Here is a 20,554-nt window from a genome sequence, read left to right on the forward strand (position 1 = left end):
TGATAGCCGGCGGCGCTTGCGCGGCCGCCCCGGCATGGTGCCGGGGCGGCGGTCGATCAGGGCTTGCCTTCGGCCGGGGCCGGCGTGCGCAACGGCGCCAGCGATTCGAACTTCTCCTGGTACTCGTCGGTGACCTGCTTGGCCTCGTCGCTGTTGCGGATGATGCGCGGGGTGATCAGCACGATCAGCTCGGTGCGGTCGCGGTTGCGGTTGGTGCTGCCGAACAGGCGGCCGATGATGGGGATGCGGTTGAGGCCCGGGATGCCGGTGTTGGTGACGCCTTCATCCTGCTGGATCAGGCCGCCGAGCAGCACGGTCTGGCCGCTCTGCACCGCCACCTGGGTGGACAGTGCACGCTGCGAGATCGACGGATTGCCGTTGACCAGCTGCTGCGAGGAATCGCGCTGGCTGACCTGCTGGCTGACGTCCATGTAGACCAGGCCACCGGGATTGATCCGCGGACGCACCTTGAGGATGACGCCGGTGTTGAGATAGTCCACCGAGTTGTAGCTGGTGCCCGTGCCGATGCCGGTGTTGACCGTGGTCTGGTTGATCGGAATGCTGTCGCCGACCTGGATCGCACCGACCTGGTTGTTCATGACCACCATCGAGGGCGCCGACAGCGTCTTGGTGTTGCCGCTGGTCTCCATCGCGCGGACGGCCACCTGCAGGTTGTGGTTGAGGAAGGAGTAGAAGAACGGCTCGCCGCCGTACGCCGGCCCGCCCTGCCCCAACGCGCCGTACTGGCTGGCGGTGGTGGAGCCGGGGATGAAGTTGCCGTTGTTGTCGACGCTGCTGCCGACGAAGCCCTTCAGGTACCACTGCACGCCGAACTGGAACGCGCCGGTGAGCCTGACTTCCAGGATGCGCGTCTCGATCTGCACCTGCATCGGCACGTTGTCGAGCTTGTCGATCGCGCGCTTGATCTCCTCCCACTGCGAGGGGCGGGCGCGGATCAGCAGCTGGTTGTTGCTGTCCACCGAGCTGATCCGCACGCTGCCGTCGCTGGAGGCGTACTGCTGGCTGGTCTCCGTGTTGCCGCCGGTGTTGCCGAAGCCCGTGGCCATGCCGCCGGGCATCGCACCGGGCTGGCCGTTGCCGCTGCCGTCGCGGCTCCCGCCACCGTTGTTGAAGCCGCTGTCGCCGGCGCCATTCATGCCGCTGCCCATCGCGCCAGTGCCGGTGTTGCCGAAGCTGCCGGCGGTGCTGCCCAGCGGGTTGGCGCTGGCGTTGTCGGCGCTGCCCAGGGTGCCGCTGCCCAGGCCCGGCCCGACCTGGCCGCCGTTGTCGCCGCCGCTGCCGGCGCCGTTGGTGTAGATCTGCGCCAGGTAACGGGCGAGATCGGAGGCCTTCAGGTTGCGCACGTCGTAGACGAACAGCTGCGGCTGGTTGCCGCCGCCGGCGTCGATCTTGCCGATCCACTCGCCCACTTCGCGCAGGTAGTCGGCCTGGGTGCTGATCACCACCAGCGCGTTGGTGCGCTCGATCGGGATGAAGCGCAGCATGCCGGCCAGCGGCGTGCTGCCGTGTTCCCCGAACAGGCTGTCCAGCTTGGGCATCAGCTCGGCCACGCGGGCGTACTGCAGGTTGAACACGCCCACCGAGGTGCCGCGCAGCCAGTCCACGTCGAAGGTGCGGATCATGCGTTCGTCGTCGGCCAGCTCCTGCGGCGTACCGGCCAGCACGATCAGGTTGCGCGAGGGATCGACCAGCAGCACCGCATCCTTGCGCACGAACGGCTTGACCAGTTTCTGCATCTCGGTGGCGGAGATGTAGCGCAGCGGGAACAGCCGCGCCTGCAGGCCGCCGCCGGGCGCGGCCGCGCCAAGGCTGGGCACCAGGTTGCCGGCCACCGCATCCTTCGCCGGCAGCACCACGTAGCCGCCCCCGCGCCGGACCAGCGCGTTGTGGGTCCAGCCCAGCAGGGTTTCCAGGATCGGCAGCGCCTGCTCCTGCTCGACCGGCTCGGCGGTGGAGAAGGAGATGTTGCCCTCCACGCCCGGCACGATGGTGTAGTTCTGCTTCAGCAGGTCGCCGAGGATCGCCTTGACCACCGCCTGCACCGGCTGGTTCTCGAAGTTGAAGGTGACCGCATCCTTGCCGGCGGCGGTCTTGCGCGGCGTGACCAGCGCAGTGGGCCGCACGAACTGCCCGCTGCCGGCGCTGATGGTGGCCGGTGGCGGCGCGGTGGTGGCTGCAGCCAGGTCGCGGTTGAGCGGCAGCGGCGCGGGCACCGGGTCGTGCGTGCCGGCCACCGCCTCGCGTTGCAGGGCGCCGTCGTCGCGCGGCTGCGGGAGGCTGGCGCAGCCGGCGAGTGCGACCACGGCGGCCAGGATGGCGGTGCGCGCGGTGCGCATGAGGAATCGGCGAGGCATGGGTTCAGTGCTCTCCTTCGTGGGACGCGGCAGCGCGTTCCGCACGACGTTTTTCGATGGTGCGACGCAGTTGTTCCAGCGTCGACCGGGATGGGCTGTTCGAGGCGGCCGGCGCCATGGACGAGCGGGCGGGCCCGGGACCGGATTCGAAGTGCGGTCGCGCCGAGGCATCGGGCTGCGGGTGCAGCATCGAGGCGCCCGCCGCCGGCGGTCGGTCGCGATCCGGTGCGGCGTCGCCGCGAACCTGGTCGATCGGCGCGCCGGCCGGCAGTTTCAGTTCGGTGCGGCCGGCGGCCGAATCGAACACCGCCGAACGCTGTTGCACCTCGACCAGGGTCACGCTGCCGTCGGGCAGGCTCTCGCCCTGGCGCAGGCGGATCTCGTGGTTGCCGTTCTTGTCGTGCAGCAGCGCCATGCGCAGGCTGGGGGTGATGATGATGCCGGTCAGCTCCAGGTCGCCCAGGTTGCTGCCGCCCTCGCTGGCATGCGCCATCGGCTTGCGGTCGGGATTGAACAGCGGCTTGCTCCACACCACGCTGAACTGCTGCAGCGGCACGGCTTGCGGCAGGTCGGCGCTGCCGGCCGGCGGCAGCGGCGACAGCGTGCGCGGCGCCGTCCAGCGAATGGCGCGGCCAACCCCGCCGAGCAGCATCAGCAGCAGCACGCCCAGCAGCACGGCCACGCCGGCCAGCACGGGAGTGAGTCGACGTTGCTGCGCGGCGTTCATGGCGCGGCTCCGGCATCGGCATCGGCGGGCATCGGCGTGCCGGCCGAGGGGCGCACGTAACCGGAGAGCGTGAACTGCACCTCCAGCGGCGCGCCCTGCTCGCGCTGTGCGGCGACCGGGTTGCGATAGATGCTGAGGTCGTCGACGAACAGGTACGGCCGGCCCTGCTCCAGCGCCTGCAGCACCGCCGCCAGCGGTTCGATGTCGCAACTCAGGCTGATGCTGACGGCGGCCTTGCGATACGGCTCGCCGGCCGACGTCGGCGGCGTCGGCAACGGCATCTTCTGGCTCACCACGCAGCGCCCGCGCCCGGTGTTGCGGCCGACCACGTCCACCACCTGCTGCATCAGGTCGGCGGCGGCATTGTTCGGATCGCTGGCGGCAAGGAACGCGTCGCTGGCGGCCTGGCCCGCGCCCATCTCGTCCAGCCGGCGCTGCAGCGCCGGCTTCTCCGCGATCGCGGCGGCGTAGCGGCTGTGCGTGTCGCGCAGGTGCGCCATCTCCTCGTGGATCTGCCGCAGCGGCGCGACGAACCACCAGTGCAGCAGCACCAGGTAAGCCAGCGCGACCGCCAGCAGCAGCAGCGCCACCGCAACGATGCGGCGTTCGCGCGGCGCGAGGGTCGGGCGCGTCATGGCGTGTCCCCGCTGCCGGCGGTCGGCGCGGGCCTGGCCGCGGCGGCCTGCTTGATGCGCGCGGTGAGGTAGAAGCGCTCCTTGCCGGTGGCGGCGTCGGGCTGGATGCTGCCCTGGAAGCCGGCATCGGTGATCACGCCGGAATCCTTCAAGGCATCGAGCAGCTTGGCCGCCTGCTGACTCTGTCCCTGCATGCCGATCTGGCCGGTGGCATCGACACTCAGGCGCTCCAGCCAGGTGCCGTCGGGCAGGCGCGCGGTGGCATCGCGCAGCAACTCCAGCATGCCGACGGTGTTCTTCTTGCGCTGGGCAAGGAAACCGGCCGCGCCGGCGTTGTCCTGCAGTTGCTGGCGCAACGAGGCGACCTGCGCCGCCTCGCCGCGCATCGCGGCGACCTGGTCCTGCATGGTGGCCAGCGCGACCTCGCGGTTGTGCCGCCATTCGAGGCCGGCCAGCAGCAACAGCAACACCACGCCCGCAGCCAGGATCAGGTTGAGCCGTCGCCGCGGATGCGCGCGGCGCGGGCGCTGCTCCGGCGGCAACAGGTTCACGCCGAGGCGACCGTCGGCCGCGGCCACGTCCACCGCATCGACCGCGATGCCCTGCGTGCGCAGGCGCGCGAGCAGCGGATCGACGCCGGCGCGGGCCGCCGCGACCAGTTCCACCTGGCAGCGCCCGGCGGCCGTCGCGTTCAGTTCGCGCACGGCGTAATACACCTGCGCCACGCCGAACGGGGTCTGCCGATCCATCTCGAAACCGACCACCTGGTGCAGGTTGTCGCGCGCGGCCAGCGGCAACGACAGGCTGCGGCGCAGCACCTGGGCGGACGGCAGCAGCAGGGCGACGCGCAGATCCTCGCGATCGACCTGTGCCAGCGCCGCGCCGAAGCTGCGCCCGGGCAGGTCCTCGACCGCCTCGTTCCACTGCGCCAGCACCTCGGCATGGCCACGCCGGCGCAACGACCAGGTCTCGCCCTCGACCTGCAGCAGGTACCAGTCCGCGCCGCTGCCGAACCAGCTGCGCCAGCGCGGCGGCAGCAGCGCGCGCAGTTCGCCGCCCCACCAGGCAAGAAAGCCCGGCAGCGGCGAGGCGCGCCACTGGCGGCGAACGCGCTCCCAACCCGGCTGCAGCGACGGCATCGCCGTACTCATTCGGACTTTCCCTCCTGCCAGCGCAACACGGCGTAAGGCTTCTCGCCAGCCTGCCCCGGCTGCATGCGGATCGTCGCGCGCAACACCGCGCTCGTCCCGTCGGCCAGGGTGGCGACGGACTCGATACTATGCGTGGTTCCGTTGTTTAGAGCCAGACTCGGATCGCTGGCGTTTTTCGCCCGGGTGGCGCGGATCGCGGCCAGTTGCTGCGGAGTCATCCCGGGAATCGCCTCCAGCGCCAGCGGCGGCGCGGTGTTCGGGTTGGGGCTGGGGCTGCCGGACCAGATCGTCAGCACCGGCGCCAGCTGGCGGTACAGCGCCGGCGTCATGCCCAGCACCAGTTGCAGCTCCTCCACGGTGACGAACGGGCCGTGGCGCGGGCCGTAGTCGCGACCGGCGGCGGCATAGGCGGCGCGCTGGCTGTCCACTTCACCGGCGAGGCTGGGCGGGCTGCGCCAGTCGACGATGTGGCGGACCAGTTCGCCGGCCTCGCGCGGCCGCAAGCCGGCGGCATGCAGCAGGCCCTGCAGCACCTCCGGCGTGGCGCTGTTGAGATCGACCTTGCCGTCCTCGTCGATCGCACGCACCACCACGCTGGCGTGGTCGTAGGTGAACGGGTAAGGCCGCCCGTCGCCGATCCAGCGCTGCTTGATGCGCGGATCCTGCAAGCCGTAGATCGCGCGCATCAGACCGGCCTCCGCCGCGTAGTGCGCCTGCGTGCCGGCGAACTGGTAGCGCGCCTGCAAGCCCTCGGTGCGTGCCAGCGCGGCGTAACCGCCGAGCAGGATCGCCAGCAAGGTGCACGCCCACAGCACCAGCAGCAGGGCGACCCCGCGCTGGCTGGACGCATTCGCGAGACGGCCGCTCATGGCGGGGTACGTCGCAGTACGTGGATGCGCAACGGCCCGCCGGCGTCGAGCGGTTCGATGCGCAGCGGGATGTCCAGCCGCGGCCAGCTGGCGCGGCCCTGTGGCTGCAGCTCGATGCGCACCACTTGCGGCAGCGAGCGGTCGGCCGTCCACTCGCCTGCCCACGGCAAGGCGCTGCCGTCGGCATCGGTGCCCAGGTAGTGGAAGCCGCCTGCGCGAATGTGGTCGAACAGCACCTGCGGCTCACCCAGCGCCTGCGGCGGGCCGCCATCGGGCGGCAGCAGGGCCAGGCGCAGCTCCAGGCGCAGGCCGCCGGCGCCGTCGTCGACCAGTTGCAACTGCTGCAATTGCGGCCCGAGCTTGCCGAGGTAGCCCGGCAGCGGCGCGACATAACGCATCTCGTGCGCGTCGCCCTGGAAATAGACCGGCTCGCCACGATCGGTGCGGCTGATCGGCGCAGCCAGGCTTTGCGCCAGTTCGCGACGCAGGAACTGTTGCGCCGCGCGCAGCTGGTCCATCCGCTCGATCGCGGCGGTGCCCGAGCGCACGCTGCGACTGGCGCTGGCGATGCCCGAGTACACGCCCAGCAGCAGCAGCGCCAGCAGCACCAGCGCGGCGAGAATTTCCAGCAGGGTGAAGCCGGCGGCGCGCTTCTTCATGGCTGCGCCTGCGCCGGCTCCGCCGCGGCCAGCCGCAGGGTGCGGAAATGGGCCACCTGCGGATGGACCGCCGGACCCCAGCTGACTTCCAGATCGAGCTGATAGAGCTGCAGCGGTGCCTGCGCCGGCGTCGAGCCCGGACGCCACGGCGCCACGTTCAACTGCCAGCGAAAGCGCTGGTCGAACCGCCCGGACGTGCTGCCCGGCCGCACCGGCTCGTTGGTGAACGCCGTGTCGAGCAGGCTGCGCGCCCACAACGCCGCCTCGCTGTGGTCGGCGGCATTCTCGCTCAGGCGGATCGAGCCGCCCGCCACCCGCATCAACACGGTGAACGCGATCGCCAGCAGGGCGATCGCGGCGATCACTTCGAGGAGGGTGAAGCCGTTGGCGCGCGGAGCGCGCCGGGAATGGGGAATAGGGAATAGGGAATGGGAAGAGCAACAGCCACGGCCCCGCGGCAACTTGCTTTGCCTATTCCCTATTCCCGATTCCCTGTTCCCCGCCCTCATGGCTGATCCACCACCCGCACCTCGCCAGTCAGCCACGACACGTTGACGTGCCATTCGCGCTGGCCGGCTTTCAAGGTGATGCGGCCGCCGGTGGAGCTGCCGTCGGGAAAGAAGCGGATGCGGCCGGTATGGTCGTCGGGGCGGTCTTCCTTTGCGCTGGTGATGCTGACCTTGAGGCCCTTGGGCAGGGCGACGTCGCGATGGCCGGCACCCTGGTAGCTGTTGGCGCGGGTATCGACGTCGAAGACCTGCTCGTCGGCATGCACGATCGCCTGCGCCCGCGTCGCGCGCAACGCCCCGGCCAGTTCGCTGCTGGCCGCGCGCACCCGCGCCCCGGCCAGCCCCCGCGTCACCGACACCGACACCGCCACCGCCGCCAACCCGATCAGCACGATGACCACGAGCATTTCGAGGAGGGTGAAGCCGGTGGCGCGCTGCGCGCGCCGGGAATAGGGAGTGGGGAATAGGGAATAGGGAACGGCAAAAGCGCGCGAATCCGCCGCTCTTCCTATTCCCGATTCCCGATTCCCTATTCCCTGTTTCATTGCCAGTTCCCGGCATCCGCATTCAGCCCGTCGCCGCCGGGCTTGCCATCCTCGCCGTAGAAGACGAGGTCGTATTTGCCGTGCTGGCCGGGGTACTGGTAGCCGTAGTCGTGGCCGTAGGGGTCCTTCAGCTGCGACTCCTTGGCGTACGGGCCCTGCCAGTTGGGCGCGTTGCCGGGCTTTTTCACCAGGTCGACCAGCTGCTGCGGCGGCGTGCCGTTGTCGAGCATGTAGTTGTCGATGTCCTGCGACAGCGTGCTCAACTGGATCTTGCCGGTCTTGTACTTGCCCTTGTCGAAACTGGGGATGACCTTGGTGATCACCGCCACCGCCACGATGCCGATCAGCGCGATCACGGCGAGCATTTCGAGGAGGGTGAAGCCGCCGGCGCGCTGCGTGCGCCCGGGATGCGGGAACCCCGCAAGGGGACTTCCGGACGGTCGTCGGGCATCGGGAACCGGAAAAGCGCGCGCGCGCCGGCCGTCCGCTCTTGCCCTGGTTATTACCCACCTCGAATCCCGGTTTTCAACAGACGAACGTCTGGTCATCCCGAATCCCGTCATCTTCATCACGCTTTCTCCATCATGAATTCACCGTCATGTTGTTCGTGGCGACACCCGCCGGAGCCGCTCTTCCGATTCCCGACTCCCGATGCCCGGCCATCATTGGATGCTGCTGGTCATGCTCAGCAGCGGCAGCAGGATGGCGGCCATGATGATGCCCACCAGCACGGTCATCACGATGGTCAGCGCGGGTACCAGCGCGGCGAGCAGGCGGTCGATCGAGCGGCGCGATTCCAGTTCGAAGGTGTCGGCCACTTTCAGCAGCATGCCGTCGAGCTGGCCGGCTTCCTCGCCCACCTGCACCATCTGCAGCGCGAGGCGCGGGAACAGTTTCGACTGGCCCAGCGCAAGGCTCAGGCCGGCACCGCCCTTGACCTGTTCGTGCGCCGCACCGAGCGCCGCGTCCAGCGCAACGTTGCCGGTGACCTGGCGCGCGATGGTCAGCGCGCCGAGCAGCGGCACGCCGTTGCGCAGCAAGGTGCCCAGCGTGCGGGCGATGCGCGCGGTCTCGATCTTCAGCAGCAGCGGGCCGATCACGCGCAGCCCCAGCAGGCGCGTGTGCCAGGCCAGCCGCGTCGCCGGATCGCGCAGCCGCGCGCGCCACACCAGCCCGCCACCGATCAGCAGCACCGCGATCAGCCACCACCAGTCCGCCAGCAGGTTGCCCAGCGCCAGCACCGCCGCGGTGATCCACGGGATCGGCACCTGCATGTCCTGGAAGATCGGCACGAACTGCGGCACCACGTAGGCCAGCAGCAGCACCAGCGAACCGAGCACGCCGACCATCAGGAACGCCGGATAGATCAGCGCGTTGGTGATGCTGCCGCGCAAGGCCTGCGCGCGCTCCAGGTAGTCGGCCAGCCGGCGCAGGGTTTCCTCCAGCGAACCGCCCGCCTCGCCGGCGCGCACCAGACTGATGTACAGGCGCGGGAACACGCCGTGCTCCTCGTCCAGCGCCGCGGACAGCGTGGTGCCGCCGCGCACGCGGTCGCGTACCCGCTCGATCAGCTTTTTCGCCGATTCGCCCTCGGGCAGGTCGAGCAGGATGGTCAGCGCGCGGTCCAGCGGCTGGCCCGCGCCGAGCAGGGTCGCCAGCTGATGGGTGAACAGCGCCAGCTGGTCGCCGGTGAACGGCCCGCGCTTGAACATGCCCGCCAGGCCACTGCCGGTCGCCGCGCCCTCCGCCGAGCGTGCCTCCAGCGGCGTGTGCCCCTGGTCCTGCAGCCGTGCGATCACCTCGTCGACGCTGCCCGCTTCCATCTGGCCCTGCAGCGTTTCGCCGGCGTCGTTGACGGCCTTGTAGCGGAACTGGCTCACTTGGCTGGCTCCGCCAGCCGGGAATGGGGAATAGGGAATAGGGAATGGGAAAAGCGGGTCGCCGCGAGTTTGCGGCCCCTGCTCTTCCTATTCCCTATTCCCGATTCCCGATTCTCAGCCCTCCTGCGTGACACGCATCACCTCCTCCAGCGTGGTGATGCCGGCGACGGCCTTGGCGATGCCGTCTTCGTACATGGTGCGCATGCCTTCGGCGCGGGCCTGTTTCTCGATCTCGCCCTCGCTGGCGCGCTGCATCACCAGGCGACGCAGCGGGTCGCTCATGGTGAGGAACTCCATGATCGCGCGGCGGCCGCGGTAGCCGCTGGGGTTGGTCGCGCTGGTGCCGGGTTTCCACAGGCGGATCGGGCGTTCGTCGGTGTATTTCTCCAGTTCGAACTGCGCGATCACCTCGGGCAAGGCCTCGTAGGCAATCGCGGTTTCCGGATCGAGCCGGCGCACCAGCCGCTGCGCCAGGATGCCGTTGATGGTGGAGCCGAGCAGGTAATCCTCCACGCCCATGTCGAGCAGTCGGGTGACGCCGCCGGCGGCCGAGTTGGTGTGCAGCGTGGACAGCACCAGGTGGCCGGTAAGCGCGGACTGGATCGCGATGCGGCAGGTTTCCAGGTCGCGCATTTCGCCGATCATGATCACGTCCGGGTCCTGGCGCATGATCGAGCGCAGGGCGCCGGAGAAATCCAGCCCGATCTGCGGCTTCACCTGGATCTGGTTGATGCCTTCGAGCTGGTATTCGACCGGGTCCTCGACGGTGATGATCTTCACGTCGTTGGTGTTGATCTGGCTCAGCGCGGTGTACAGCGTGGTGGTCTTGCCGGAGCCCGTGGGGCCGGTGACCAGCAGGATGCCGTGCGGCTTGTTCAGCACCTCGACGAAGCGCTGCTTGAAGCTGTCGGTGAAACCCAGCGATTCGAAATCGAACACCACCGATTCGCGGTCCAGGATGCGCATCACCACCGATTCGCCGAAGCTGGTCGGCACGGTGGACACGCGCAGGTCCAGCTCCTTGCCCTGCACGCGCAGCTGGATGCGACCGTCCTGCGGCAGGCGGCGCTCGGCGATGTTCAGCCGCGCCATGATCTTCACGCGCGAGATCACCGCGGCGGTCGACGACGACGGCGGCGCTTCGACTTCATGCAGGACGCCGTCGATGCGGTAGCGCACCTTCAGGCGGTTCTCGAACGGCTCGATGTGCACGTCCGAGGCGCGCTGCTCGACCGCGCGCTGCAGGATCAGGTTCACCAGCCGGATCACCGGCGCCTCGGAGGCGAGGTCGCGCAGGTGCTCGACGTCGTCCTCCTCGGCGGCGCTGCCGTCGAGGTTCTCCACGATGGTGCCCATCGCCGAACGGCCGGAGCCGTAATAGCGCTCGATCAGGCCATCGATCTCCGAACGCAGCCCCACGCGCAATGCGACAGGGCGTCCGGCGGCCAGCTCGACCGCATGCAGCGGATACGGATCGGCCGGATCGGCCACCAGCAGGGCCAGCCCGTCGCTGCCTTCCTGCACGGGCACCACGTGCTGCTGCTTGAGAAAGCGCAACGAGAGTTCCAGCTCGGCCGGCGGCAATTCCGGCGCGTCGCGCGCGGCCAGCAGCGGCACCTGCAGCAGTTCGGCCCAGGCCTCGGCCAGGTCGCGTTCGGAAACCAGCCCCAACCGCGCCATCAGCGTGGTGAGCGTACCTTCGGTGGATTCCTCGTGCAGGCGCCGTGCGCGGCCCAGGTCGGAATCCTTCAGCCGGCCGCGCGCGACCAGCCAGGCGCAGACAGCGGCCTCGCGGTCATCGCCCACGCCTGCCCCGCCACCCGCCGGCTCGATGGCTGCCGACATCCGTCACCTCACGTTCAATGCATGCCCGATACGCGGCGCCCCCCGACACCGCGCGGAAAACGCCATTGGTATCACAACGGAGCCTGCGGGGCATTACCCACCGCGAAACGGGGACGGCGGCATCAGACCGCCCGCCGTCCCCACCGTGTCACCAGCCGAAGCCGACACCCACGCCGCCGGATGCCTCGTTGCCGCTCACCGCCGCGCCGAAGGTCAGGTTGGCGCGCGGCGACAGCTGCCGCGAATAACCGACCGACAACGCCGCTTCACCGCGGTAGCCGCCCACACCCACGCCCAGCCGGTTGGGCGTGTTGATGCCCTGCGTGCTGAACGCCATCTGCGCCATCGCCGTGCCCATCGCGCCGACCTGGTCCATGCGCTTGTCGACGCCGTGGAAGCGGTCGTTCATCTGGTCGCGCAAGCCGTTCACGTCAGCGGTGGAGGCGACGTTGGCGAACTTGGCGTCGGCATAGGCGTTGGCGCTGCGCAGGGTCTGCTGCGCGTTGGCGTCGGTGTAGCTCTTGGCCGTCACCAGCGCCTGCTCGACCTGGCCCACGTTGGCCGCGTCGGTGGCCTGGCTGCCGGCCGCCACGTTGGTGACCTGGCGGTTGTTCGCGGCCGTGCCCACCGACACCGTGTTGGCGCGATCGGCCAGCGAACCCTGGCCCAGCGCGACGGCGCCGGAAGCGGTCACCGAGGCGCCTTCGCCCAGCGCGACCGCGTTGGTGGCGCGCGCCGCGACCGTGCTGTTGGCGCCCACGGCGGTGCTGCCGTCGGCGTTCACCCTGGCATTGCCGCCGATCGCGGTGTCGTTCGCGCCGGCGGCCAGGCTGTCACCGCCGATCGCGGTGGCATGATCGCCACCGGCGGAGGCTGCCGAACCGATCGCCAGGCCCCTGGAGCCGGCCAGCACGTTGGCGTCGTCGCTGCCGTCGCCGACCGTATCGATCGCCACCGCGCCCAGCTCCATCGTGCTCTGCCGCAGATCGCCGATCTGCCCCTCGATGGTGGTGACGCGGCCATCCAACGCGCCGATCGCCGCGGTGTTGGTGGTGATCGCGGCGGTATTGTCGCCCAGCGCGGCGCCGGTCAGGTCGAGTTGCCCCTGCAGCGCATTGAGCTGGTCCAGATTCACCGCATCGGTGCCCTGGGTACCGGCGGCCACGTTGGTGATCTGGCGCTCGAAGCCGGCGCTGCCCACCGACACCGTGTCGGCGCGATCGGCCAGCGACTGCGCGCCCAGCGCCACCGCGTTGTCGGCGGTGGACTGCACCCACGCGCCCGAACCCAGCGCGGTGCCGTTGACCGCGTCGGCGCCGGCCAGCCAGCCGAACGCCGCGGCATAGTCGCCGGTGGCGTAACTGCCGGCGCCCAGCGCGGTCGCGCCGACGCCCGATGCCTCGGTGAAGAACTGCCCGCCGACGGCGCTGCCACCCACGGCCACGCTCTCGTCGCCGCTGGCCGCCGAGTTCTCGCCCACCGCCACGCTGCTGGCGCCACTGGCCGCTGCACCCGTGCCGCTGGCCAGGGAGTAGTCACCGATGGCCATCGAGTTGTAGCCCAGCGCCGTGCCCAGGAAGCCCGGCGCAACGCTGTAGCCGCCCAGCGCGACCGTGCCGGCATTCAGCGCGCCGCTGTCGTAGCCCAGCGCCAGCGATTGTTCGCCAATGGCGCCGCCGTAGCCGTTGCTGTCCTGCGTACCCATGCCGATCGAGAACACGCCTTCGGCATGGCTGTCTGCGCCCAGTGCCAATGCGCCTTGCGCCAGCGCGGTGGCGTTGTTGCCTACCGCGGTGGCCGCGTCGGCGCCGGTGTAGGCCGCGCCGCCGACCGAGGTCGCGCCGGCGCCCTGCGCCCAGGCACCGTTGCCGGTGGCGGTGGCGTTGTCGCCGACGCCGACGGTCTGGTAGCCCAGCGCGATCGCGCCGCGCCCTTCGGCAGCCGCCAGCGAACCGACGGCGATGGAACCCTCACCCTGGGCTTCGGTGGCGAGGAACCCGTTGGCCGGGTCCGGATCGCCGCCGCCAATCGCGATGCCGCCGCGGTCCGATGCCTGCGCGTTGGCGCCGAGCGCCACGCTGTTGTAGCCATCCGCGCCGGAGTTGGCGCCGCCGGCGAACGCGCCCTGCCCGGTGGCGTACGCCAGCGAGCCGACCGCGGTGCTGTCGACGCCGTCCGCGCCGGCGCCGGCGCCCAACGCGGTCGCGCCATAGGCACTCGCCTCGGTGCTGTAGACCGTGCCGTCGGTATCGACATAGTCGCCGCCCACCGCCGTGGTTGAACCATCGGTGGCGCTGGCGTGGGAGCCGAATGCGCTGGCGTTGTCGCCGCTGGCGACTGCATCCACGCCGCAGACGAAGGCGCCGTCGCCGGTGGGCGTGGCCGGCACCGTGGTGGTGACGCCGTCGACGGTGTAGGTGCAGCTCGCGGCTGCGGTCTGCGCGTGGATCGTCAGCGGCGCCAGCGCCAGTGCCAGCACGCCGGCGGCGACCAGGCGCAGGCGCGAACCCCCGCGACGGCCGCGCCGCGAGGCCAGCTCCGATACCACCACCACCGCGCCCAGCGCGGCATTCCAGATCTTGCTGTAGATCGTGTTCATGATTTTGAGATTCCTGTGCGGCGCCGCCCGCGCGACGATGCGCGTGGCGGTGCCTGGCGTGTGATGTGCAGCCACCCGGGCGTGCGGCTTGCGCCGGTCACGCCCGGTGGCGGATTCGGCCCGAACGGGCCGGTTCAGGGTGCGGCGCAGGCCACGTCCACTGCGTTGAAGGCAGCGGCCACGTCGGCCTCGGCATAGCCACGGTCGGTGGCGGCCTGTTCCACTCCGCAGGCGCCGCCGTCGAAGGTTTCCTGCGGACTCCAGTACAGCGCATTGGCGTCGTGGAACACCTCGAACGCCTTGCGCGTGTTCCAGCCGCTGGTCTTGGCCAGCAGGCAGAACGCGCGGTTGTACACGCCGCTGCTGTAATGAACGTCGAGCGAGTCGTTGTAATCGCGCGCGCTGTCGATGGACGCACCATCGTTGCTCGGCGTGCACATGTCGCGCAGCGCCGCCATGCCCAGCAGCGGCACCGTGGCCGGCTTGACCATGTCCGCGCCGACCATGAAGTCGTTGCTGCCGCGGTCGAAGTACTTCACCGCTTCGCCGGCCATGTCGGAGAACGCCTCGTTCATGCCGCCGGACTGGCCGGTGTATTCCAGCCCCGAATGCTGCTCGGTGAAGCCGTGGCTGATCTCGTGCCCGGTCACGTCCAGCACCACGAAGGGGAAGAAGTACTGGTCGCCGTCGCCGAACACCATCTCGCGGCCGTCCCAGAACGCGTTCTCGTAGTTGGTGCCGTAGTGCACCCACATCGACAGCTGCATCGCCGAGCCGTCGGTGTTCTTCAGCGGTGGCTCGCCGAACCAGGTCGAGTACATGTCGTGCACCACGCCGCCGAAATGATGCGCATCGTTGATCGGCGAATATGCGCCGTTGATCGCGTCGCCCTGGCTCACCCACAGCGCCGGATTGCTGCCGGCACAGCCGAACGACCACTGCGTGACGCGCTGGCCGCCGGCCAGGTTGTAGGTGGCCACGTCGGCGTCCTGCAGGTAGCACACGCTGCCGATGCGCACCGCATCGAGGCGCTCGCGACCCGGGCCGGAGTTGTCGTAGTTGTACGAGCCGGTCAGCGCGTTGCCGCCCGGGCCGGTGACGGTGACCGCGACCGGCGTGCTGCCGCCGCCCGGCGGACGCCGGCCGTGGGCGAGCCCGTCCCACTGCTTGAGCACGGCGCCGGTGTCGGCGTCGACGATCGCGGTCGGTCGCGACGGCTGGCCGTGGTTGTCCAGCACGTAGGACACGCGATAGGTCAGCCGCGGCGCGCGACCGGCCTGCGGGTAGACGAACAGCTCGCTGTCGACATTGCGTGCCGCCAGGCCGGTATCGCCCATGTGCCGGCGCAGCGCGGCGGTAGCGGCGGCGGCCGTCAGCCGCGGCTGCGCCGAAGCGAGTTGCGCGCCGATGTCGCGCTCGGCCGAGCCCGCCACCGACAGCACCGCGCCGCGCGTGTCGCGTTCCACCACCACGCTGCGGCCGTAAACCGGCACGCCGCGCCAGGTCTGCCGCTCGCGCGATTTCAGCGTGCCGTGCGCGGTGCGCAGCTGGCGATCCGCCTGGAACGAGGCGTCCGTCCCCAGGCCCAGTCGGTTCGCCAGCGTTGCAGGCGCGATCCGGCCCATCGCACCGGCGCGAATGTGCAGCGGCGCTGCGGCCATGCACGACGCGGCGGTGGCGCCACCCAGGGCCAGGACCAGGGCAGCGACGAGTTTCTTGTTGAGCATTTCCATCCCCCAAAACATTCAGACGATCTGCCGTGGCGGCGCGCAGGCGCCGCAGCACGGTCAGCTGGATTCCGCCGCCCTCCCCGGAGCGGCGAATCGGCGACCGTAGGTGAGCAGTGCGCGGCCCGTCAATTGGAAAAATTCCGAGAACCTGTCCAAACTCGTGTTCTTTCGTCGCCCATTTCACGCTTCCCGCAGGCCTTTCATGCAGCTCATCGACATCGGCGCCAATCTTGGCCACGAATCGTTCCGGCACGACTTCGACGCCATGCTGGCGCGTGCGCAGGAGCACGGCGTGAGCCGGATGATCGTGACCGGCGCCTCTGCCGCCGGCAGCCGCCACGCACTGGCCCTGGCACACGACCACGCCGGCCGCCTGTTCGCCACCGCCGGCGTGCATCCGCACCACGCGATCGACTTCGACGACGCCACCGAGGCGCTGCTGCGCGAGCTGGCGCGCGACCCGGCGGTGCGCGCGATTGGCGAAACCGGACTGGACTACAACCGCAACTACTCGCCGCGCGAGGTCCAGCTGGCCGTGTTCGAGCGCCAACTGCGGATCGCGGCGGATGTGCACAAGCCGCTGTTCCTGCATCAGCGCGATGCGCACGACGATTTCGTCGCGCTGCTGCGGCGCTGGCGCGACAAGGTGCCCGGCGCGGTGGTGCACTGCTTCACCGACACCGGCGAGGCGCTGCGCGACTACCTCGCACTGGATTGCCACATCGGGATCACCGGCTGGATCTGCGACGAACGCCGCGGCACCCACCTGCGCGAGCTGGTGCGCGAGATCCCCGCGCACCGCCTGATGATCGAGACCGACGCGCCCTACCTGCTGCCACGCACGGTGCGTCCGTCGCCGGCGCATCGGCGCAACGAGCCGATGTACCTGAGGCACATCTGCGAGGAGATCGCCCGCGACCGCGGCGAGAGTCCGGAAGTCACCGCCGCGAACAGCACGGCGACCGCCGAGGCGTTCTTCGGATTGCCGCCGCTGGCGTAGGGCGGCACTGCCCGCCGGATTCCGCGTCCCGAAGAGTGAAGAGCGGCGGGCAGCGCCCGCCCTACACCGTCAGCACGCGCGACTCGCCGGGGGCCAGGCCATCCAGCGCGTGGTCGCCGACGCGCACGCGGATCAGCCGCAAGGTCGGAAAGCCGACCGCGGCGGTCATGCGACGCACCTGACGGTTGCGGCCTTCGCGCAGGGTGAGGCTGAGCCAGCTGGTGGGGATCGCCTGGCGGAAGCGCACCGGCGGGTCGCGCGGCCACAGCCAGTCCGGTTCGGCGGCGAAGGCGGCCTCGGCCGGCAGGGTCGGGCCGTCGTTCAATCTCACGCCACGGCGCAGCGCGGCCAGCGCGGCCTCGTCGATGCAACCTTCGACCTGGGCCAGATAGGTCTTGGCCTGCTTGTGGCGCGGGTCGGTGAGCCGGTGCGCGAGTGCGCCGTCGTCGGTGAGCAGCAGCAGACCTTCACTGTCGCGATCCAGCCGCCCAGCCGCATAGACGTCCGTTTGCGCGACGTAATCGGCCAGCGTGGCGCGGCCTTCGCGGTCGGTGAATTGGCAGAGCACGCCGTACGGCTTGTTGAGCGCCAGCAGCATGACGGGTGCAGCGACCGCCCGGATTACCGGGCGGACGTGGCGGCGGCAGTGGCGGCACTCGTCGGCGCGGTCGGCTTGACGAAGCGCAGCGTCATGCGATCCGACTCGCCGATGGCCTGGTACTTCGCCCGATCCTGCTCGCCCATGGTGAGCGTGGGCGGCAGCGTCCACACGCCCTTGGGATGGTCGTGCGTGTCCTGCGGGTTGGCGTTGACCTCGCTGCTGCCGTCGAGCACGAAACCAGCCTCGACGGCCAGCTTCACCACGTAGTCGGTGGGCAGGTAGCCGCTGCCCTTCACCGATTCGAGGCTGGCACCCGGCGCGGCGCGATGGTCGGCCACGCCCAGCACGCCGCCGGGCCGCAGCACCGCGAAGAACGCCTTGAACATGGCCGGCGCGGTACCTGCCTGGACCCAGTTGTGAACATTGCGGAAGGTCAGCACCGTGTCCGCCGAGGCGGGCGGGCCGAACACCGGCGCGCGCGGATCGAACTCGATGATTTTCGCGTTGCCGTAGTGCGCCGGATCGGCGGCGAACAGGCGATGCAGCGCGCTGTCGTCGCGGCGCGCCTCGGCGTCGCGGCGCGGCGCCGTCACTGCGGCGATGTAGTGGCCGTTGTCGTTGAGCAGCGGCGCCAGGATCTCGCTGTACCAGCCGCCGCCGGGGGTGATCTCGATCACCGTCTGGTCCGGCTGCACGCCGAAGAACTGCAAGGTCGCCTTGGGATGGCGATAGACGTCACGCGCACGGTTGGCCGGCGAACGCCAGCTGCCCGCCAGCACCTGGTCCAGTTGCGAGGCGGTGAAATCGCTGGCGCTGGTCGGCGGCACCAGCGCATCGGCCGGCTGGTCCGCTTCGGTGGAGGCGCCCGGCGCCACCTGTTGCGCACATGCCGGCAGCGCCAGCGCGGCGATCAGCAGCCAGGCAAAACGCGGCCGCGATCGTGCGCGGGACGAAGAGTTGGCAGGATTCGCTTGGTTCATCGTTGACTCCCTGGCCCGCAGGCCGTCCGGACGCGATGCAGTGGTGGTTCGAATGCGCCACACGACTGCCCGCCTCCGGCCGAGGCCGTCGCGGGGCAGGTGGAGCACAAAGCGGTTGATGGCGGCCAATATGGCGGAAAGACCGTGCAGACCAGGTGGACAGGTGGAAGCGAGCCGTGCGCCCGCCCCTCTCGCGCACCCATTCTACGGCATCCCGCAGCCCGCAAGAACGGCTCAGTAATGGATCACCGAGCGGATCACCTTGCCGCCGTGCATCAGCTCGAACGCCTCGTTGATGCGCTCCAGCGGCAGCACCTGGCTGATCATCTCGTCGATGTGGATCTCGCCGGCCAGGTAGCGGTCGACGTAGCCGGGCAGTTGCGAGCGACCCTTGACGCCGCCGAACGCCGAGCCGCGCCACACCCGGCCGGTGACCAGCTGGAACGGCCGCGTGCTGATCTCCTGGCCCGCGCCGGCCACGCCGATGATGATCGACTCGCCCCAGCCCTTGTGGCAGCACTCCAGCGCCGCGCGCATCACGTGGACGTTGCCGATGCACTCGAACGAGTAGTCCACGCCGCCATCGGTGAGCTCGACGATGACCTGCTGGATCGGCGTGTCGGGGTAGTCGGCCACGTTGATGCAGTCGGTGGCGCCAAGCGCCTTGGCCATCGCGAATTTTTCCGGGTGGCGGTCGATCGCGATGATGCGTCCGGCCTTGGCCATCACCGCGCCCTGCACCACCGACAGGCCGATGCCGCCCAGGCCGAACACCGCGACGGAGGCGCCGGGTTCCACTTTCGCCGTATTGAGCACCGCGCCGATGCCGGTGGTGATGCCGCAGCCGAGCAGGCAGACCTTTTCCAGCGGCGCGGCCTTGTTGATCTTCGCCAGCGAGATTTCCGGCAGCACGGTGTACTCGCTGAACGTGCTGGTGCCCATGTAGTGCAGCAGCGGCTTGCCGTCGAGCGAGAAACGCGAGGTGCCGTCGGGCATCAGGCCCCGGCCCTGGGTGACGCGGATCTTCTGGCACAGGTTGGTCTTGCCCGAGCGGCAGAACTTGCACTCGCCGCACTCGGGCGTGTACAGCGGAATCACGTGGTCGTCGACCTTGAGCGAGGTCACGCCCGCGCCGACTTCCTCGACGATGCCGCCGCCCTCGTGGCCGAGGATCACCGGGAACTGCCCTTCCGGATCGTCGCCGGACAAGGTGAACGCATCGGTGTGGCACACGCCGGTGGCGACGATGCGCACCAGCACCTCGCCCGCCTTCGGGCCGGCCACGTCGACCTGTTCGATGGAGAGCGGCTGGCCGGCGGCCCAGGCGACGGCGGCGCGTGATTTCATGGTTCGACTCCTCGCAATGGATCGGCAATGACCCGCGATGATGGCCTGTTTTCAGCCACTTTGCGCAACTGCGTCAATCGACCGCCAGGTCGTCGGGCCGGAAGCTCGACATCTGCCCCCGGTATTCGGCCGCCTCCGCCAGCAGCCAGTCGCGGAAGCGCTGCAGGCCGCGGTGCTCCTGCGAGCGCGGCGGATACACCAGCCAATAGGCCTCCTTCACCGCCAGGTAGCTGTTGCCCAGCACCTGCAGGCGGCCGGCGTCGATCAGCGACTTCGACGTCACCATCCGCCCCAGCGCCACGCCGAGACCCTCCAGCGCCGCATGGCGCAGCGCGTCGAGGCTGTCGAACTGCGCCACGTAGCGTTTCGGCGGCGCGCCGCCGGTGCGGCCGAACCAGTCGCTCCAGCGGGTCGATTCGCCGGGCTCGCCGAGCAGCGGCCAGCGCGACAAATCGTGCGGATCGACGCCGGCCATCCGCGCGACCAGTGCGGGCGCGGCCACCGGTGCGATCCATTCGCCGAACAGCCTTTCGCAGAGGAGCTCCGGCCACTGGCCGCGGCCGTAACGCAGCGCCACGTCCACCGGTTCGCGCGCGAAGTTCACCAGGGTCGAACCGGATTGCAGGCTGAGTTCCAGCTCCGGATACGCAGCGACCAGTTTCGGCAACCGCGGCACCAGCCAGCTCGACATGATGCCGGGGCTGGCGCTGAGCGTGAGCGCATCGTGGTGGCGCGTGCGATAGGCGCCGAGCGCGTGCTCGATGCCGTCGACGTGCTCGCCCACCGCTTCCAGCAAACAGTTGCCGTCGACGGTCAGCGTCACCCCGCGCGGCCCGCGCTCGAACAGGCGCCGATCCAGCCGCTCCTCCAGCTGTTTCATCTGATGGCTGAGCGCGCTGACGGTGAGGTTCGCCTCGCGCGCCGCGCGCGACAGATTGCCCTGGCGGGCGATCAGCACGAACTGTTGCAGCAGTCCCAGCGGCAGCTTGCCCATCTTGAATATCTCTCAAGTCTGGCTTGCGAATATATCGCTTTTTGGCGCTTGTCCGCGCGCGTATCTTGAGCACACCCCAAGCCTGACACCCTCCCGAGGAGGCACCCC

Annotated in this window: 18 protein-coding genes; 1 reads left to right on the plus strand and 17 read right to left on the minus strand. The window is 69.9% G+C overall.

Going from position 1 to position 20,554, the window contains the following annotated elements:
- Nucleotides 1-56: 56 nt before the first annotated feature.
- The 13 genes from gspD to ACVCMG_RS07625 form a co-directional block, all read right to left on the minus strand.
- Nucleotides 57-2,357: a type II secretion system secretin GspD gene (gene gspD / locus ACVCMG_RS07565; RefSeq protein WP_447115276.1), complete on the minus strand. Its 2,301-nt coding sequence runs from the start codon at nucleotides 2,355-2,357 to the stop codon at nucleotides 57-59.
- Between the two features lie 22 nt (nucleotides 2,358-2,379).
- Nucleotides 2,380-3,102, minus strand: a complete 723-nt coding sequence (locus ACVCMG_RS07570) for a hypothetical protein (RefSeq protein ID WP_447115277.1) — start codon at nucleotides 3,100-3,102, stop codon at nucleotides 2,380-2,382.
- Nucleotides 3,099-3,737 carry a type II secretion system protein GspM gene (gene gspM, locus ACVCMG_RS07575; RefSeq protein WP_395116342.1) on the minus strand — a complete coding sequence of 213 codons (639 nt, stop codon included), beginning with the start codon at nucleotides 3,735-3,737 and terminating at the stop codon, nucleotides 3,099-3,101. Before gspM ends, ACVCMG_RS07570 begins: the two co-directional genes overlap by 4 nt.
- Nucleotides 3,734-4,888 carry a type II secretion system protein GspL gene (locus tag ACVCMG_RS07580; protein ID WP_447115278.1) on the minus strand — a complete coding sequence of 385 codons (1,155 nt, stop codon included), beginning with the start codon at nucleotides 4,886-4,888 and terminating at the stop codon, nucleotides 3,734-3,736. The genes gspM and ACVCMG_RS07580 overlap by 4 nt, the downstream gene beginning before the upstream one ends.
- On the minus strand, nucleotides 4,885-5,757 hold the full coding sequence (locus tag ACVCMG_RS07585) for a type II secretion system minor pseudopilin (RefSeq protein WP_395116338.1): 873 nt from the start codon (nucleotides 5,755-5,757) through the stop codon (nucleotides 4,885-4,887). Before ACVCMG_RS07585 ends, ACVCMG_RS07580 begins: the two co-directional genes overlap by 4 nt.
- Entirely contained in the window at nucleotides 5,754-6,416 is a 663-nt protein-coding gene (locus tag ACVCMG_RS07590) for a prepilin-type N-terminal cleavage/methylation domain-containing protein (protein WP_395116336.1), read from the minus strand. The genes ACVCMG_RS07585 and ACVCMG_RS07590 overlap by 4 nt, the downstream gene beginning before the upstream one ends.
- Nucleotides 6,413-6,781 carry a type II secretion system protein gene (locus ACVCMG_RS07595; RefSeq protein WP_447099538.1) on the minus strand — a complete coding sequence of 123 codons (369 nt, stop codon included), beginning with the start codon at nucleotides 6,779-6,781 and terminating at the stop codon, nucleotides 6,413-6,415. Before ACVCMG_RS07595 ends, ACVCMG_RS07590 begins: the two co-directional genes overlap by 4 nt.
- A 140-nt stretch (nucleotides 6,782-6,921) precedes the next feature.
- Nucleotides 6,922-7,332, minus strand: a complete 411-nt coding sequence (locus ACVCMG_RS07600) for a GspH/FimT family pseudopilin (RefSeq protein ID WP_447105552.1) — start codon at nucleotides 7,330-7,332, stop codon at nucleotides 6,922-6,924.
- A 134-nt stretch (nucleotides 7,333-7,466) separates the two neighbouring features.
- A complete protein-coding gene (locus ACVCMG_RS07605) occupies nucleotides 7,467-7,835 on the minus strand; it encodes a type II secretion system protein GspG (protein ID WP_246031223.1) in 369 nt (122 codons plus the stop codon).
- A 297-nt stretch (nucleotides 7,836-8,132) separates the two neighbouring features.
- Complete coding sequence (gspF, locus tag ACVCMG_RS07610) at nucleotides 8,133-9,350, minus strand: type II secretion system inner membrane protein GspF (RefSeq protein ID WP_447115279.1); 1,218 nt, start codon at nucleotides 9,348-9,350, stop codon at nucleotides 8,133-8,135.
- Nucleotides 9,351-9,464: 114 nt separating this feature from the next.
- Complete coding sequence (gspE, locus tag ACVCMG_RS07615) at nucleotides 9,465-11,195, minus strand: type II secretion system ATPase GspE (RefSeq protein WP_447100984.1); 1,731 nt, start codon at nucleotides 11,193-11,195, stop codon at nucleotides 9,465-9,467.
- Nucleotides 11,196-11,343: 148 nt separating this feature from the next.
- Nucleotides 11,344-13,794, minus strand: a complete 2,451-nt coding sequence (locus ACVCMG_RS07620; protein WP_447115280.1) for an ESPR-type extended signal peptide-containing protein — start codon at nucleotides 13,792-13,794, stop codon at nucleotides 11,344-11,346.
- Between the two features lie 134 nt (nucleotides 13,795-13,928).
- Nucleotides 13,929-15,521, minus strand: coding sequence for a M4 family metallopeptidase (locus ACVCMG_RS07625; RefSeq protein ID WP_447115281.1), 1,593 nt, complete (start codon nucleotides 15,519-15,521; stop codon nucleotides 13,929-13,931).
- Between the two features lie 205 nt (nucleotides 15,522-15,726).
- On the opposite strand from ACVCMG_RS07625, the gene ACVCMG_RS07630 reads away from it, so the two are divergent.
- The gene (locus tag ACVCMG_RS07630; protein ID WP_447115282.1) at nucleotides 15,727-16,524 is read left to right on the plus strand and encodes a TatD family hydrolase; all 798 of its coding nucleotides are present in this window, start codon (nucleotides 15,727-15,729) and stop codon (nucleotides 16,522-16,524) included.
- Nucleotides 16,525-16,585: 61 nt separating this feature from the next.
- Here the strand turns inward: ACVCMG_RS07630 and ACVCMG_RS07635 are convergent, their stop codons facing one another.
- The 4 genes from ACVCMG_RS07635 to ACVCMG_RS07650 form a co-directional block, all read right to left on the minus strand.
- Nucleotides 16,586-17,122 carry a pseudouridine synthase gene (locus ACVCMG_RS07635; RefSeq protein WP_395116325.1) on the minus strand — a complete coding sequence of 179 codons (537 nt, stop codon included), beginning with the start codon at nucleotides 17,120-17,122 and terminating at the stop codon, nucleotides 16,586-16,588.
- Nucleotides 17,123-17,145: 23 nt separating this feature from the next.
- Nucleotides 17,146-18,105 (minus strand): class I SAM-dependent methyltransferase, encoded by a 960-nt coding sequence (locus ACVCMG_RS07640; protein ID WP_447115283.1) that lies wholly within the window; start codon nucleotides 18,103-18,105, stop codon nucleotides 17,146-17,148.
- A 234-nt stretch (nucleotides 18,106-18,339) separates the two neighbouring features.
- The gene (locus tag ACVCMG_RS07645; protein ID WP_447115284.1) at nucleotides 18,340-19,452 is read right to left on the minus strand and encodes an S-(hydroxymethyl)glutathione dehydrogenase/class III alcohol dehydrogenase; all 1,113 of its coding nucleotides are present in this window, start codon (nucleotides 19,450-19,452) and stop codon (nucleotides 18,340-18,342) included.
- Between the two features lie 73 nt (nucleotides 19,453-19,525).
- Nucleotides 19,526-20,446, minus strand: a complete 921-nt coding sequence (locus ACVCMG_RS07650) for a LysR substrate-binding domain-containing protein (RefSeq protein WP_447115285.1) — start codon at nucleotides 20,444-20,446, stop codon at nucleotides 19,526-19,528.
- Nucleotides 20,447-20,554: the final 108 nt, after the last annotated feature.

This window comes from Rhodanobacter sp. UC4451_H18 (assembly GCF_052978225.1).